The sequence below is a fragment of the Enterobacter sp. E12 genome (assembly GCF_014596715.2).
Lineage (GTDB): Bacteria > Pseudomonadota > Gammaproteobacteria > Enterobacterales > Enterobacteriaceae > Enterobacter > Enterobacter bugandensis.
On sequence record NZ_CP115601.1, the window covers coordinates 346,949 to 360,221 of the forward strand.

Annotated in this window: 12 protein-coding genes; 2 read left to right on the forward strand and 10 right to left on the reverse strand. The window is 57.7% G+C overall.

Translation table 11 applies throughout. The features are described 5' to 3' along the window. Positions 1-253 precede the first annotated feature (253 nt). A complete protein-coding gene (gene gltP, locus IB212_RS01670) occupies positions 254-1,567 on the forward strand; it encodes a glutamate/aspartate:proton symporter GltP (RefSeq protein WP_028015187.1) in 1,314 nt (437 codons plus the stop codon). Positions 1,568-1,647: 80 nt separating this feature from the next. Here gltP and IB212_RS01675 read toward each other — a convergent pair whose 3' ends face one another. From IB212_RS01675 to fdhF, 3 genes are all read right to left on the reverse strand, one after another. Then, positions 1,648-2,322 carry a tetratricopeptide repeat protein gene (locus IB212_RS01675; protein WP_028015188.1) on the reverse strand — a complete coding sequence of 225 codons (675 nt, stop codon included), beginning with the start codon at positions 2,320-2,322 and terminating at the stop codon, positions 1,648-1,650. A gap of 121 nt (positions 2,323-2,443) precedes the next feature. Beyond that, positions 2,444-2,596 (reverse strand): Hok/Gef family protein, encoded by a 153-nt coding sequence (locus IB212_RS01680; protein WP_028015189.1) that lies wholly within the window; start codon positions 2,594-2,596, stop codon positions 2,444-2,446. Between the two features lie 321 nt (positions 2,597-2,917). Then, a complete protein-coding gene (fdhF, locus tag IB212_RS01685) occupies positions 2,918-5,065 on the reverse strand; it encodes a formate dehydrogenase subunit alpha (RefSeq protein WP_080350604.1) in 2,148 nt (715 codons plus the stop codon). A gap of 257 nt (positions 5,066-5,322) precedes the next feature. Between fdhF and IB212_RS01690 the strand changes: the two genes are divergently transcribed. Further along, positions 5,323-6,054, forward strand: coding sequence for a response regulator (locus IB212_RS01690; RefSeq protein WP_041911524.1), 732 nt, complete (start codon positions 5,323-5,325; stop codon positions 6,052-6,054). 3 nt (positions 6,055-6,057) lie between these two features. Here the strand turns inward: IB212_RS01690 and lpxO are convergent, their stop codons facing one another. The 7 genes from lpxO to IB212_RS01725 all read right to left on the reverse strand — a co-directional run bounded on the left by lpxO (position 6,058) and on the right by IB212_RS01725 (position 13,205). Beyond that, positions 6,058-6,966: a lipid A hydroxylase LpxO gene (gene lpxO, locus IB212_RS01695; protein ID WP_188246073.1), complete on the reverse strand. Its 909-nt coding sequence runs from the start codon at positions 6,964-6,966 to the stop codon at positions 6,058-6,060. A gap of 143 nt (positions 6,967-7,109) precedes the next feature. Beyond that, on the reverse strand, positions 7,110-8,114 hold the full coding sequence (locus tag IB212_RS01700; protein ID WP_032655361.1) for a carbohydrate kinase family protein: 1,005 nt from the start codon (positions 8,112-8,114) through the stop codon (positions 7,110-7,112). Further along, positions 8,114-8,974 (reverse strand): ketose 1,6-bisphosphate aldolase, encoded by an 861-nt coding sequence (locus IB212_RS01705; protein ID WP_041911522.1) that lies wholly within the window; start codon positions 8,972-8,974, stop codon positions 8,114-8,116. Before IB212_RS01705 ends, IB212_RS01700 begins: the two co-directional genes overlap by 1 nt. Before the next feature lie 10 nt (positions 8,975-8,984). After that, entirely contained in the window at positions 8,985-9,671 is a 687-nt protein-coding gene (locus IB212_RS01710; RefSeq protein ID WP_041911521.1) for a D-lyxose/D-mannose family sugar isomerase, read from the reverse strand. Between the two features lie 49 nt (positions 9,672-9,720). After that, the gene (locus IB212_RS01715) at positions 9,721-10,662 is read right to left on the reverse strand and encodes an ABC transporter substrate-binding protein (protein ID WP_041911520.1); all 942 of its coding nucleotides are present in this window, start codon (positions 10,660-10,662) and stop codon (positions 9,721-9,723) included. A gap of 30 nt (positions 10,663-10,692) precedes the next feature. Next, entirely contained in the window at positions 10,693-11,688 is a 996-nt protein-coding gene (locus IB212_RS01720) for an ABC transporter permease subunit (RefSeq protein WP_032662554.1), read from the reverse strand. After that, complete coding sequence (locus tag IB212_RS01725) at positions 11,685-13,205, reverse strand: sugar ABC transporter ATP-binding protein (RefSeq protein ID WP_041911519.1); 1,521 nt, start codon at positions 13,203-13,205, stop codon at positions 11,685-11,687. The genes IB212_RS01720 and IB212_RS01725 overlap by 4 nt, the downstream gene beginning before the upstream one ends. Between the last annotated feature and the right edge of the window lie 68 nt (positions 13,206-13,273).

Here is a 13,273-nt window from a genome sequence, read left to right on the forward strand (position 1 = left end):
CAATTCTTTATAAAAAAGCGTTTTTATAACAAAAGGTTATTTATCAGATTTATGACAAACTCGCGTCATAACCGCTTTTGATAGTGAAATGCGTCGTTCTTTAAGGCTTGCGCAACAGGTCGTGCAAATGATACTCATACGCCGCGTTAAAAAATCCCATAAACCAACGCAACACAATTCATACCCTTTCAGTATGTCTCCATATTCATGCAGTTTTGCTGGTGCGGAGATTTCATTGAGGAAGTCAGTTTCTATGAAAAATTTGAAAGTCAGCCTGGCCTGGCAGATCCTGCTGGCCCTTGTGCTGGGCATCTTGCTGGGCAGTTATCTTCATTATCATAGCGACAGCCGCGAGTGGCTGATTGCGAACCTGCTCTCTCCGGCAGGCGATATTTTTATTCATCTGATTAAGATGATTGTGGTGCCCATTGTGATCTCGACGCTGGTGGTCGGTATCGCGGGCGTCGGCGATGCGAAGCAGTTAGGTCGCATTGGCGCGAAAACTATTCTCTATTTCGAAGTGATCACCACGGTTGCGATTATCCTCGGCATAACGCTGGCGAACGTATTCCAGCCAGGCTCCGGGATCGATATGTCGCAGCTGGCGACGGTGGATATTTCGAAATACCAAAGTACCACCGCTGACGTGCAGAGCCATTCCCACGGTCTGATGGGGACTATTCTGTCGTTGGTGCCGACCAACATCATTGCTTCCATGGCAAAAGGCGAGATGCTGCCGATCATCTTCTTCTCGGTGCTGTTTGGTCTGGGGCTCTCCTCCCTGCCAGCGACGCACCGCGAGCCGCTGGTGACCGTGTTCCGCTCTATCTCCGAAACCATGTTCAAAGTGACCCACATGGTGATGCGCTACGCGCCGGTTGGGGTGTTCGCGCTTATCGCCGTGACCGTGGCGAACTTTGGTTTTGCCTCCCTGTGGCCGCTGGCGAAGCTGGTGATTCTGGTGCACTTCGCGATTCTGTTCTTCGCGCTGGTGGTGCTGGGCATTGTGGCGCGCTTGTGCGGGCTCAGCATCTGGATCCTGATCCGCATCCTGAAGGATGAGCTGATTCTGGCCTACTCCACGGCAAGCTCCGAGAGCGTACTGCCGCGTATCATTGAGAAGATGGAGGCCTACGGTGCGCCGGCGTCCATTACCAGCTTCGTGGTGCCAACGGGTTACTCCTTTAACCTGGATGGTTCGACGCTGTATCAGAGTATTGCGGCAATCTTTATCGCGCAGCTGTACGGCATTGACCTGTCGCTGTGGCAGGAGATCGTGCTGGTTCTGACGCTGATGGTGACTTCAAAAGGCATCGCAGGCGTGCCGGGCGTCTCCTTCGTGGTGCTGCTGGCGACGCTGGGCAGCGTGGGCATTCCGCTGGAAGGCCTGGCGTTTATTGCGGGCGTGGACCGTATCCTCGACATGGCGCGTACCGCGCTGAACGTGGTGGGTAATGCGCTGGCGGTGCTGGTGATCGCCAAGTGGGAACACAAATTCGACCGTAAAAAAGCGCTGGCGTATGAACGCGAAGTGCTGGGTCGTTTTGATAAGACGGCTGACCAGTAACATCCTAAGCCCGGTGGCGCTGCGCTTACCGGGCCTACGGGTTTTGTAGGCCGGGTAAGGCGAAGCCGCCACCCGGCACGTTATTCTCCGCTCAACGCATCAAACTCCTCACACCCCGTATCAAACCCTTCGGTACAGCTCAGGTTTAGCCAGTAGAGCGCTTTCTGCTTATTCGGCGTGATAAAGCCTTTCTCACCCTGCTGGAACAGCATCCCTGCCCAGTACTCCGCATAGCCCGTACGTGACAGGGACGAGCTGCGCTTAAACCATGATGCCGCCTGTACGTCATCCTGCGGCACCTCTACACCGTTGGCATAAATCAGCCCCAGCAGCAGTTGCGCATCGACCGCCGAGTCGTTGTCGATATCTTCGGCCGCCGTTTGCAGGAGCTTGATGGCCTGAGGATAGTCGGTTTTACCCGCCTGCGTGTTCACCATAATACGCGCCAGCATAATCGTGCCGCGCTTGCTGCCGGCGATGGTGGCCTGCTGCGCCAGCGCTTTAGCCTGAGCGTAATCCCCCTGCGTAAAGAGGATCTGCGAGAGTAACCCCATGGCGTCGACATCACCGCCTTTCGCGGCTTTCTCGGCCCACAACGCTGCCTGCTTTCTGTCACCGGAGCTGAACCAGGTATCGGCGAGATAATACTGGGCGCGGGCATCGCCGGCTTCCGCCTGCTTCTGATACTGGCTGCCTATCTCATCCGCGCGGGCGAACGACGTAAAAAATAACAACAACAGAAAAATGGCTTTCATGGATTCTTATCATCTGGGTACACGCCGCGCAGTATAATCGCGGTAGCAAAAGAAAAAAATGGGTGCATTAAGACCTCAGCATCCCACAAGCCGGGCGAAACCGTGGTTTCGCCCGTAGAGGTTAGCCTGCCACGCAGGCTAATTTCGCCGCCACCTCCTGATGTTCACTCTTTATTGAAAACTCGCACAGTCTACCGCGAGTAATAAAGGTAAATATCACTATCGTCAGGCAGATAATAAAGACGATGCCTAACGCAGTTTTTAATGGCGTCATGCCTTTTACTCCTTGTCAAAAAAAGAATAAGAGGCTACTCTCAACCTGTTGGTAGTTGAGGGGTAGCCTCGGGTGAATGAAAATTTCCCGGGGCTTTCCACTTTCTGTCCCTCAACAATGCTCAAGACAGAAAGTCTTAAGCACCCGCCGCATATCTTATCCCGCTGAATTAAAATGCAAAGATGTAATTCTTTTTCGCACGAATTACATTATTTCTGCGAGCCGCTTTCCAGAATAACAATTGATATTTTTAATGTGTTAAGCGGAAATAAAAAGGGAGTGAATATCTCACTCCCTTTATTCATCGATTAATTAACGGCATCAACCCATTGCGCTTTCACGCAGTCGGGCTTTCAGCTTGTTATATTCGTCGATCACATACTGTTCCGCCGCGTGCTGATCCGCAATTGGCTCCACGTTGACGGCGCAGTATTTGTACTCCGGCGTTTTGGTTATCGGGCTGAGGTTCTCCGTCACCAGCTCGTTACAGGCACCAATCCACCACTGGTAGGTCATATAGACCGCCCCTTTGTTGGGACGGTCGCTGACCTGCGCGCGGGTAATGATGCGGCCTTTGCGCGAATTCACCCACACCAGCGCTTCATCCTCAATGCCGAGGCGCTCCGCATCGGCGGTGTTGATCTGCGCGTAGCCCGGTTCGTCCGCCAGCGCCGCCAGCGCGGCGCAGTTGCCGGTCATTGAACGGCAGGAGTAGTGGCCTACTTCACGCACGGTAGAGAGCACCATCGGGTACTCCTCGGTGAGTTTATCGATCGGCGCAACCCAGTCGCAGGTGAAGAACTGCGCCAGCCCGTTCGGCGTGTCAAATTTCTCTTTAAAGAGATACGACGTCCCCTGGTCTGCCTCCGACTCGTCCCGGCACGGCCACTGGATGTAGCCCAGCTCACCCATTTTTTCATAGGTTGCCCCATAAAAGTCCGGGCACAGATGCCGCAGCTCGTCCCAGATCTCCTGGGTGTTGTTGTAGTGCATCGGGTAGCCCATGCGGGTGGCGATTTCGCTGATGATCTGCCAGTCCGTTTTCAAATCCCACTTCGGCTCGACCGCCTTAAAGAAGCGCTGGAAGCCGCGGTCCGCCGCCGTATAGACGCCTTCATGCTCGCCCCAGGAGGTCGACGGGAGAATCACATCCGCCGCCGCCGCGGTTTTGGTCATGAAGATATCCTGGACAATCACCAGCTCCAGATCCTCAAAGCCTTTGCGCACCGCAGACAGCTCGGCGTCGGTCTGGAGCGGATCTTCACCCATGATGTAGGCCGCCCGCACTTCACCGTGCGCCGCGCGGTGCGGCAGTTCGCTGATGCGATAGCCGGTGTGTGCCGGCAGGCTCTCCACGCCCCAGGCCTTCGCGAACTTCTCGCGGTTTTCCGGGTACTTCACGTACTGGTAGCCCGGATAGGTGTCCGGCAGCGCGCCCATGTCGCAGGCACCCTGGACGTTATTCTGGCCGCGAACCGGGTTAACGCCGACGTGCGCTTTGCCCAGATTCCCGGTCAGCATCGCGAGGCTGGTCAGGGAGCGCACGGTTTCCACGCCCTGGTAGAACTGGGTCACGCCCATGCCCCACAGGATGGCGGCGGTTTTCGCTCCGGCATACATCCGTGCCGCCTGGCGGATCTCCTGCGCGCTGACACCGGTTATCGCCTCTACCGACTCCGGCGTGTAGCCTTCGACAATTTTCCGGTACTCTTCAAACCCTTCCGTACGCGTGGCGACAAACGCCTGGTCGTACAGGTTTTCCTCGATAATGACGTGCCCCATCGCATTCAACAGCGCGATATTCGAGCCGTTTTTCAGCGCAATGTGCATATCCGCAATGCGCGCGGTTTCGATTTTGCGCGGATCGCAGACGATAATTTTCGCCCCGTTCTGTTTAGCGCGAATCACGTGGTTCGCGACGATAGGGTGAGAATCCGCCGGGTTATAACCGAAGATAAACACCAGATCGGTGTTATCTATCTCGTTGATAGCATTACTCATTGCGCCGTTACCGACCGACTGGTGCAGACCTGCAACCGATGGGCCGTGTCAGACGCGAGCGCAGCAGTCGACGTTATTGGTACCAATAACGGCGCGCGCGAATTTTTGCATCACGTAGTTGGTTTCATTCCCGGTCCCGCGTGAGGAGCCGGTGGTCTGAATGGCATCCGGGCCATACTTGGCCTTAATGGCACTCAGGCGCGTGGCGACGTAATCCAGCGCCTCGTTCCAGGAGACGGCTTCCAGCTTGCCGCCGCGCTCGCGGCGGATCATAGGGTTTTTCAGGCGTGGGGTGAGGATTTGTGTATCGTTAATAAAATCCCAGCCGTAATACCCCTTCAGGCACAGCGTGCCCTGGTTGGTTTTCCCCTGAGCGGCCTCCGCCCGGACGATTTTGCCGTTATCGACCACCAGGTGGATCTTGCAACCTGAGGCACAATAAGGGCAAACCGTGACGACTTTTTTCATCAGTCTGCTCCAGTTAATCAAATCTTTCGCACCGACTAATGCAGCTTCTATGCCATGTTTTTAGTGGGGTTACTCACCGGCTTTACGGTGCATTCCCGGCGAAATCCCTGACGAAAAGCAGACAATCGTCAAAATTGACGTGTCGAATGAGCGGCGGATGTGACATGGGTTGAATTTCCGTCACGGAAAAATTCATTTCACTGGAGCCGACGGCAGAATGGTTCAGACTTAACATGATCCCCTGACGGAAGCATATGATGAAACCGGCGATTCTGGTGGTTGATGACGATATGGCAGTGTGTGAACTGCTGCAGGATGTGCTGAGCGAGCATGTCTTTAGCGTACTTGTCTGCCACAACGGCCAGGATGCGCTGCGGCAGGTCCAACAGGAGCCGGCTATCGCCCTTGTTCTGCTGGATATGATGCTGCCGGACATCAACGGCCTGCAGGTTTTGCTGCAACTGCAAAAGCAGCGCCCGGCGCTACCGGTGATCATGTTAACCGGGCTGGGCAGTGAATCAGACGTGGTGGTGGGGCTGGAGATGGGGGCTGACGATTATATTGGCAAACCGTTTAATCCACGCGTGGTGGTGGCTCGCGTTAAGGCCGTGCTGCGTCGTACCGGAGCGCTGGCAGCCGAAGCGCCGATGCCACGTGCAGCGGGGATAACCTTCAACGACTGGACGCTGGACACCGCCCGCTGTGAGCTGATTGATCCGCAGCGTAATACCGTGCCCTTAACCCAGGGCGAGTACGGCCTGCTGCTGGCGCTCACGCAAAATGCCCGCCGGGTGCTGAGCCGCGATCGGCTGCTTGAGCTGACCCACAGCGAAAGCGCCGACGTGTTCGACCGCACGATTGACGTGCTGATCATGCGCCTGCGCCGGAAAATAGAGGCTAACCCGCATCAGCCTGCGCTCATCAAAACCATCCGCGGGTTGGGTTACGTGTTTGCCACTGACGTGAGCCGGCCCGAACAAGCGGCATAAGGCTTACGTTATTGCCGGAACAATGATGGCGGCAAAAATCGCGATGATGCACAAATACTTGAGGGCGTAATAGGCCTTACGGTTCCTTTTTTTCAGACGCTGCCCCCGTTCGCGGCCCGCATGAACGTATTTAAAAATGCGGTTAATGCCGCCGGTGCTGTCATTCTCGTCATTCGGTGACCTGGCCGCAGACAGCAGCGTGGTTCCCACCCAATGGTTAACCGCCTGCGCCCAGCGCCATTTCATCGGACGCTCGATATCGCAGAAGAGAATAATGCGCGTTTGATCCGATTTATTTTCTGCCCAGGGGACGTAGGTCTCATCAAAAATAACGGCTTCACCATCCCGCCAGCTGTGGCGCTGCCCGTCGACTTCAATAAAGCAGCGATCGTCATTCGGGGTGAATAAGCCCAGATGGTAACGAACCGAGCCCGCATACGGATCCCGGTGCTTGCCAAGCTTTGCACCCGCCGGCAGCTCGGCAAACATGGCCGCCTTCACCGAAGGGATTTCACTCACCAGCCGGGTCGTCACCGGGCATAAAGACTGCGCGGAGGGATGGGCATCGGCATACCACTTCAGATAAAAACGTTTCCAGCCGCGTTTAAAAAAGGTGTTAAAGCCGGCGTCGTTATTATTTTCCGCTGCCTTAATATGATGCTGCAAACGCAGCGCCTCTTCGCGAATAACCAGCCAGTTTTCCGTCAGCTTATTTAATTCCGGGAAGCGCTCTGTTTCAAAGAAAGGCTGCCTGGCGGGCAGGGAAGAAAACGCCGTCATAAACATATTGATGGGCGCCATAAACGTCGAATGGTCGAAGAGCTGACGGGAAAGCGTCTGTTTTTCTTTGCCGCGGGAATGCGCATAAATAACGCTGATAATGAAAATACCGATGATGATGACTGCGAACATTTTTCCCTTGTCCTCTTTCTATCTCATTTCGGAAAAGCGTGCGGACAGAGTGCTGCCCACGCCGAATATGCCAGATGGAGAGAGTGTAGTTCGGGAATATAAAATTCATAGAACTGTAATGAAAAATCGCAATTATTGTTAAATTAAATACTCTCGCGAATAAACGCCTGCAGCTCGGCCAGCGTTTTTGCGCCGTCAATCGCATTGGCGGCCAGCAGGCTTGCCCGCGCGCAGGCGTGCGCCAGATAAATACTTTCTGTCAGCGGCAGCGATTCATGGCAGCCGTATAAAAAGCCCGCGCAAAAGGCATCGCCCGCGCCGACGCTGCCGATAATCTCTTCCTGCTCCAGCATCCATGACGGGATCCAGCGACCCGCTTCACCGCGAGCTTCTCCCCATGCGCCTTCCGGACAGTGGATCACCACCCGCTGGCGTACGCCGGCCGCCAGCAGCTGCGCCGCGGCGTCCGCGATATGGGCAATGTGCGGGGCATCGTTTTCGTCACGCATTGTCAGGCCGCTAAACTCACCGGCCTCCAGCTCGTTAATTACCAGATAGTCGAGATGGCGAAGGGCAGGGAGCACCAGCGGCTGATAGCGCGGGTCGCCCTTGCGGGAAACCAGATCGAGCGAGGTTTCATACCCCTGGTCACGCATCTGCGCCAGCAGTCGCGCGCTGCGGGTGCCAAATTCGTCATCGGGCATATCCAGGCTGTCGAGCAGCAGGAGATAGCCGAGATGGAAGATCTTCATCGATCCGTCTAAGCGATCGAAGGCGGGAAGATCCAGCAGGCGGTTGGCTCCGGGCGAGTGGAAAAAGGTGCGCTGTCCGCTGGGATCGGTCATCACCTGCGACATGGAGGTTGGCGCAAAGGTGGTGCGCTGTACGCGCTGGCGGTTGACGTGGTACTGGTCGAGCATTGCCAGAATGTAGTCCCCGTCGCCGTCTTCGCCAATCAGCCCCACCGCCTGCAGCGGCAGGCCAACGTGCATTTTTGCCAGCGTCAGCAGGACGTTGAGCGGCGCGCCGCCGGTTGAGCGTTCGCTGTGGGTGATTTCCGCCAGCCAGCCGCGCTCCGGCCACTGCACGATCTGGTGGACGTGGTCCACCAGCATGTTGCCTGCGGCGATGATACCTTTGCGTTCCATCATGCCTGCCCCGCGCTGCCGAAGATGCGCATCTGTTCGGCGACCGTATCGGTAATCGCCTCTTCTATCCCCAGCAGCAGTTCGGCAAATTCATCGTACAGCGGCTGGCGGTTCGCCATGCGCTGCTCAACGGCGGCGAGCGCGGCCTGCGACATGCCGGTGTAGAAGTTGATTTTATGAATGCCCAGCTCGATGGAGCGGCGGAAGTCGGCATCGCTAATCCCGGAGCCGCCGTGCAGCACCAGCGGCAGCCCCGTCTGCTGACGAATGGCGTCCAGGCGCGGGAAATCGAGCTTCGGCTCGCCTTTGTATTTGCCGTGCGCGTTGCCGATGGCGACCGCCAGCGCGTCGATGCCGGTCTTATCGACAAACTCCCGCGCCAGCTGCGGGTCGGTAAAGAACGCTTCATCCGCATGTCCGTACAGCGCGCCGCCTTCATCCCCGCCGACCGCGCCCAGTTCCGCCTCCACCGAGATGCCCACCGCGTGGCACATCTTCACCACTTCCCGGGTCTGACGAATGTTCTCCTCGTAGCTCAGCGTCGAGCCGTCGAACATCACCGAGCTAAACCCCAGGCGCAGGGCGCGCACGACGGCCTCGAAATGCAGACCGTGGTCGAGATTCAGCACCACGGGAATATCGTGGCGGGCGGCTTCGAACTTAACCGCTTCGACCAGCGAATCCAGGGACACATACTTAAAGTGCACTTCGGCGATGTTGATGATAAACGGCGAGCGTTCCTGCTTTGCGGCGGCAAACAGCGCGCGCAGGAAATGGGAGTCGAGCACGTTGAACGCGCCCAGCGCGTAGCGGTGTTTCCTGGCGTGCTCAAGACCGTCGGCAAGAGAAATCAGTGGCATCATTCACTCCTTATCTCCGAAACAGGTTGTACTCGTTGCACAGCACCAGCACCGCCGGTTCGTCTTCTTCGATGTTGTTATAGCGGGCAACGGGCTGCAAAAAGTGGTTGTCGTGCTCGTCGTCATTCACCGACGACACTTCGCCCACCAGCACGTCGCCAAAGCCGCGTTCGCCCCAGAAGCTGTGATACAGACCGGGCGTGAGACAGATGCTTTCCCCTGGTGTGAGGCGCAGCTGGCTGCCGGGAGCATGGGTTTGCCGACAGCCGTCAATCGTGACGGTCACGTCGGTGTTTTCTGTCTCTTCATGCGCTCCCGCATTCCATAACTCAATAATCAGGTTCCCGCCGCCCCGGTTAATGATGTCCTCCCGCTTGCGCCAGTGAAAATGCATCGGCGTCACCTGGCCGTCGCGCACGTGCATGATTTTTTCGGCGTAGCACTTCTCATAGGGCACGCCGTTGGGGGAGCCGTTGCGCAGGGTAAACAGGGTCAGACCCTGCGCGGCAAAGCTGTTGCCGCCGAAAGCGGTCACGTCCCAGCCGAGCTTGAGGTCAAACACTTCCTGCCATGCGGCCCGATCAAGCTGCTGCCATTTTGTGGGTGGAAAGCTGGCAAACGGCGGGAGATGCACGTCGTGCATGGAAAAGAACTGCCGCGTGTGGCCGAGGATTTCGTTAATGTCGGAGCGTTTCATGGGGACTCCTTGAAAACAGTTCCCTCTCCCTGTGGGAGAGGGAAAAGGATCATTTAACCGTCCACCCCTTATACGTGCCGACGTTCTTTTTATCGATCATCGTCACCGGGATCAGCACAGGCTCTTTCGGCGCAGGTTTGCCCTGCAGAATGTCATAGCCGATCTCCACCGCCTTCGCCGCCATCACCTGCGGATCCTGCGCCGGGGTCGCCACAAACAGGGAGTTTTCGCGCTTCAGCGCCTCTTCACCGTCCGGGGAACCGTCCACGCCGACGATAAAGAACTCGTTGCGCTGGGCCTGTTTCGCCGCCAGATCGGCGCCGATCGCGGTCGGATCGTTAATCGCGAATACGCCGTCGATCTTCGGATTGGCCGCCAGCAGAGAGGTCATCACTTCCAGCCCGCCTTCACGACTGCCTTTGGCATTCTGGTTGTCCGAGAGCACCTTGATGCCCGGATGTTTTTTGAATTCCGTCTGGCAGCCTTCCACGCGGTTCTGCACCGCGGAGACCGGCGGTCCGTTGATGATCACCACGTTGCCTTTGCCTTTCAGGCGGTCGGTAATGTACTTACAGGCCATTTCCCCCGCCTGGGTATTATCGGAGGTGATGGTCGCATCGGCCCCTTCCGCCGCCACGTCCACCGCCACGACCACGATCCCCGCTTCTTTGGCTCGCTTCACCGCCGGGCCGATCCCTTTGGAATCCGCAGCGTTGAGGATGATCATGTCCACCTTCGCGGCGATGAAGTTATCGATCTGCGACACCTGCTGGCCCAGATCGTACCCGCTGGAAACCAGCGTCACCTTGACGTTATCGCCAGCCAGCTTGCGCGCTTCCAGCTCGGCACCTTTGGTGATCTGCACGAAGAACGGGTTAGCCAGGTCGCCCACCGTCACGCCGATGGACTTCAGATCTTTTGCCTGCGCAAACGGCGTTGCGGCCAGCAGGGCGCCAGCACAGAGCGCGGTCACTAAGGGTTTCAAACGCATCTTGTCTTCCTCGCTTGTAGGGTATTGTTGTTATGCACTTTGATGATGTCGGGTACGGTATTTGTCGATCAGCACCGCTATGATGATCACCGCCCCTTTGATCACCAGCTGCCAGAAGTAGGAGACGCCCATCAGCGTCATGCCGTTGTTGAGGGTGGCGATGATCAGCGCCCCTACCAGCGTGCCGGTGATCGTGCCGATCCCGCCGACGAAGCTGGTGCCGCCGAGGATCACCGCCGCAATCGCATCCAACTCGTAACCCGTGCCGAGGTTGCCGTTGGCGCTGTAGAGGCGCGAGGCGCTCATCACCCCGCCGAGGCCGGAGAGCAGGCCGCTCATGCCGTAGACAAAAAGCAGCACCAGCCAGACTTTGATGCCGGTTAAGCGCGCCGCCTGCATGTTGCCGCCGACCGCGTAGATATGAACGCCGAGCGTGGTGCGGCGCAGGATGAACCAGCAGATAGCGATGACCGCCAGGGCAATGACTACGAGCCACGGAATCGGGCCGAGGTAGTTATTGCCGATCCACTCGAAGCTGATGTTGGAGTTAATCACCGTGGTGCCGTCCGCCAGCAGATACGCTGCGCCTCGCAGCGCCGTATAGGTGCCGAGCGTGACGATAAACGGCGGCAGCCCGGCGAAGGCCACCAGCGCGCCGTTGAACAGCCCCAGCACCATGCCGAGCATCAGCGCCGCCGGAATGGAGAGCATCGCGAATTCAGGAATAAGCGAGACCACCATCGCCGCCACCGCCGTGGTGCCGAGAATCGAGCCCACGGAGAGGTCAATCCCGCCGGTCAGAATGATGAAGGTCATTCCCGCCGCCAGCACGATGTTGATCGACGCCTGACGGGTAATGTTGAGCAGGTTACTTTCGGTAAAGAAGTTCGGGGCGATAAAGCCAAACACCGCCACAATCAGGATTAAAATCGGCAAAATGCCGACCGTTTGCATCAGATCGCTCATCAGCATTTTTTTGGCGGAGGCGGATTTCGCCACCTGCTGCGGATGGGTTGGAGTTGTCATGATTGCACCGCCTGATGATGTGTGTCGTTCACGCCGGTTGCCAGCGTCATAATATTTTCCTGAGAGATGTCGCGCCCGTGCAGTTCACCCGCAATGCTGCCTTCCCGCATTACGTACACCCGGTCGCTCATGCCTACCACTTCCGGCAGCTCGCTGGAGATCATCAGAATCGCCACCCCCTTGCGCGCCATCTGGTTCATGATGCGGTAGATCTCGCTTTTGGCACCGACGTCCACCCCGCGCGTGGGTTCGTCGAGAATCAGAATGCGCGGACCAATCGCCACCCAGCGGGAGATCAGCAGCTTTTGCTGGTTGCCGCCGGAGAGCCCGCCCGCGCGCACCTGAGAATGGGGCACGCGGATGTTAAGCAGGGCGATAGCATCATCGGAAATGGACTGGGCTTTTTTGCGGTTAAGCATGCCGAAGGTGGCGTCGCGCTCCAGCGTCGCCATGGTGATGTTCTCCTGCGCCGCCAGCTCCAGAAACAGCCCCTGCTCCTTGCGGTTCTCGGTGAGAAAACCAATCCCGTTTTCAATGGCCGCGCGCGGGGAGTGGATCACCACCGGCTCGCCGTCCACCTCAATCATCCCGCCGGTGGCCTTGCGCACGCCGAAAATCAACTGCGCCAGCTCGGAGCGTCCGGCCCCGACCAGCCCCGCCAGCCCGACGATTTCACCGGAGCGCACCTGCAGGCTGCATGGCTGCACTTTTTTACCGTCGGTGAGGTGGTGCACGTTGAGACGCGGGCTGCCGAGAGGGATATCGCGCTCTTTGTTGAACAGATCGCTGAGCGGGCGGCCCACCATCATTTTTACCAGCTCGGAGGCGTTGAGCTTGTCACGCGTCAGGCTGCCGACGTACTGCCCGTCGCGCAGAACGCTCACGCGGTCAGAGAGTTCATACACTTCCGCCATGCGGTGGCTGATATAGATGACCGCCATCCCTTCATCGCGCAGGCGCAAAATCAGTTCAAACAGGCGATGGGTTTCGTGGGAGGAGAGGGCGGCGGTGGGTTCGTCCATCACCAGGATGCGGCTGTTGCGGTGCAGCGCGCGGGCGATTTCCACCTGCTGCTGCTCGGCGATGGTCAGCTTCATCACCAGGTCGGTGGCGCTGAACTGCGCGCCGAGACGGTCAATCACCGCCTGCGCCTGGGCGGCCATCTCCTTGCGCTGCACCAGCCCGCCGCGCGACAGCTCGCTGCCGAGGAAGATATTTTCCGCGACGGTCAGATTGGGGGCGAGCTGCATCTCCTGGTAAATCAGGGTAATGCCTGCGGCCAGCGCGTCCTTCGGCCCTTTGATGTGAAACGGCTGGCCGTCGATCAGGATCTCGCCGCCGGTGGCGGTATAGGCCCCCGCGAGGATCTTCATCAGCGTGCTTTTTCCCGCGCCGTTTTCCCCCATCAGCGCGTGGATCTCACCGGGGAAGACCGTCAAATCCACGCCCTTGAGCGCGTGGAAATTGCCAAAGGTTTTGGCAATGTGGCGCATCTCTAAAACCGGGGTTCTGCTCATGGCGGATCTCCTGTGAATGTCGATATCTGCACTTCATCACAGGTGCGTAAATGCAAAATGTCAGAAGC

Bases quoted from the DNA above. Each gene is read 5' to 3' on its own strand.
- IB212_RS01690 (WP_041911524.1), top strand. From the start codon at position 5,323: ATGAAACCGGCGATTCTGGTGGTTGATGACGATATGGCAGTGTGTGAA.
- IB212_RS01675 (WP_028015188.1), bottom strand. From the start codon at position 2,322: ATGAAAGCCATTTTTCTGTTGTTGTTATTTTTTACGTCGTTCGCCCGC.
- lpxO (WP_188246073.1), bottom strand. From the start codon at position 6,966: ATGTTCGCAGTCATCATCATCGGTATTTTCATTATCAGCGTTATTTAT.
- IB212_RS01705 (WP_041911522.1), bottom strand. From the start codon at position 8,974: ATGCCACTGATTTCTCTTGCCGACGGTCTTGAGCACGCCAGGAAACAC.
- gltP (WP_028015187.1), top strand. From the start codon at position 254: ATGAAAAATTTGAAAGTCAGCCTGGCCTGGCAGATCCTGCTGGCCCTT.
- IB212_RS01720 (WP_032662554.1), bottom strand. From the start codon at position 11,688: ATGACAACTCCAACCCATCCGCAGCAGGTGGCGAAATCCGCCTCCGCC.
- IB212_RS01715 (WP_041911520.1), bottom strand. From the start codon at position 10,662: ATGCGTTTGAAACCCTTAGTGACCGCGCTCTGTGCTGGCGCCCTGCTG.
- IB212_RS01680 (WP_028015189.1), bottom strand. From the start codon at position 2,596: ATGACGCCATTAAAAACTGCGTTAGGCATCGTCTTTATTATCTGCCTG.
- IB212_RS01700 (WP_032655361.1), bottom strand. From the start codon at position 8,114: ATGGAACGCAAAGGTATCATCGCCGCAGGCAACATGCTGGTGGACCAC.
- IB212_RS01725 (WP_041911519.1), bottom strand. From the start codon at position 13,205: ATGAGCAGAACCCCGGTTTTAGAGATGCGCCACATTGCCAAAACCTTT.
- IB212_RS01710 (WP_041911521.1), bottom strand. From the start codon at position 9,671: ATGAAACGCTCCGACATTAACGAAATCCTCGGCCACACGCGGCAGTTC.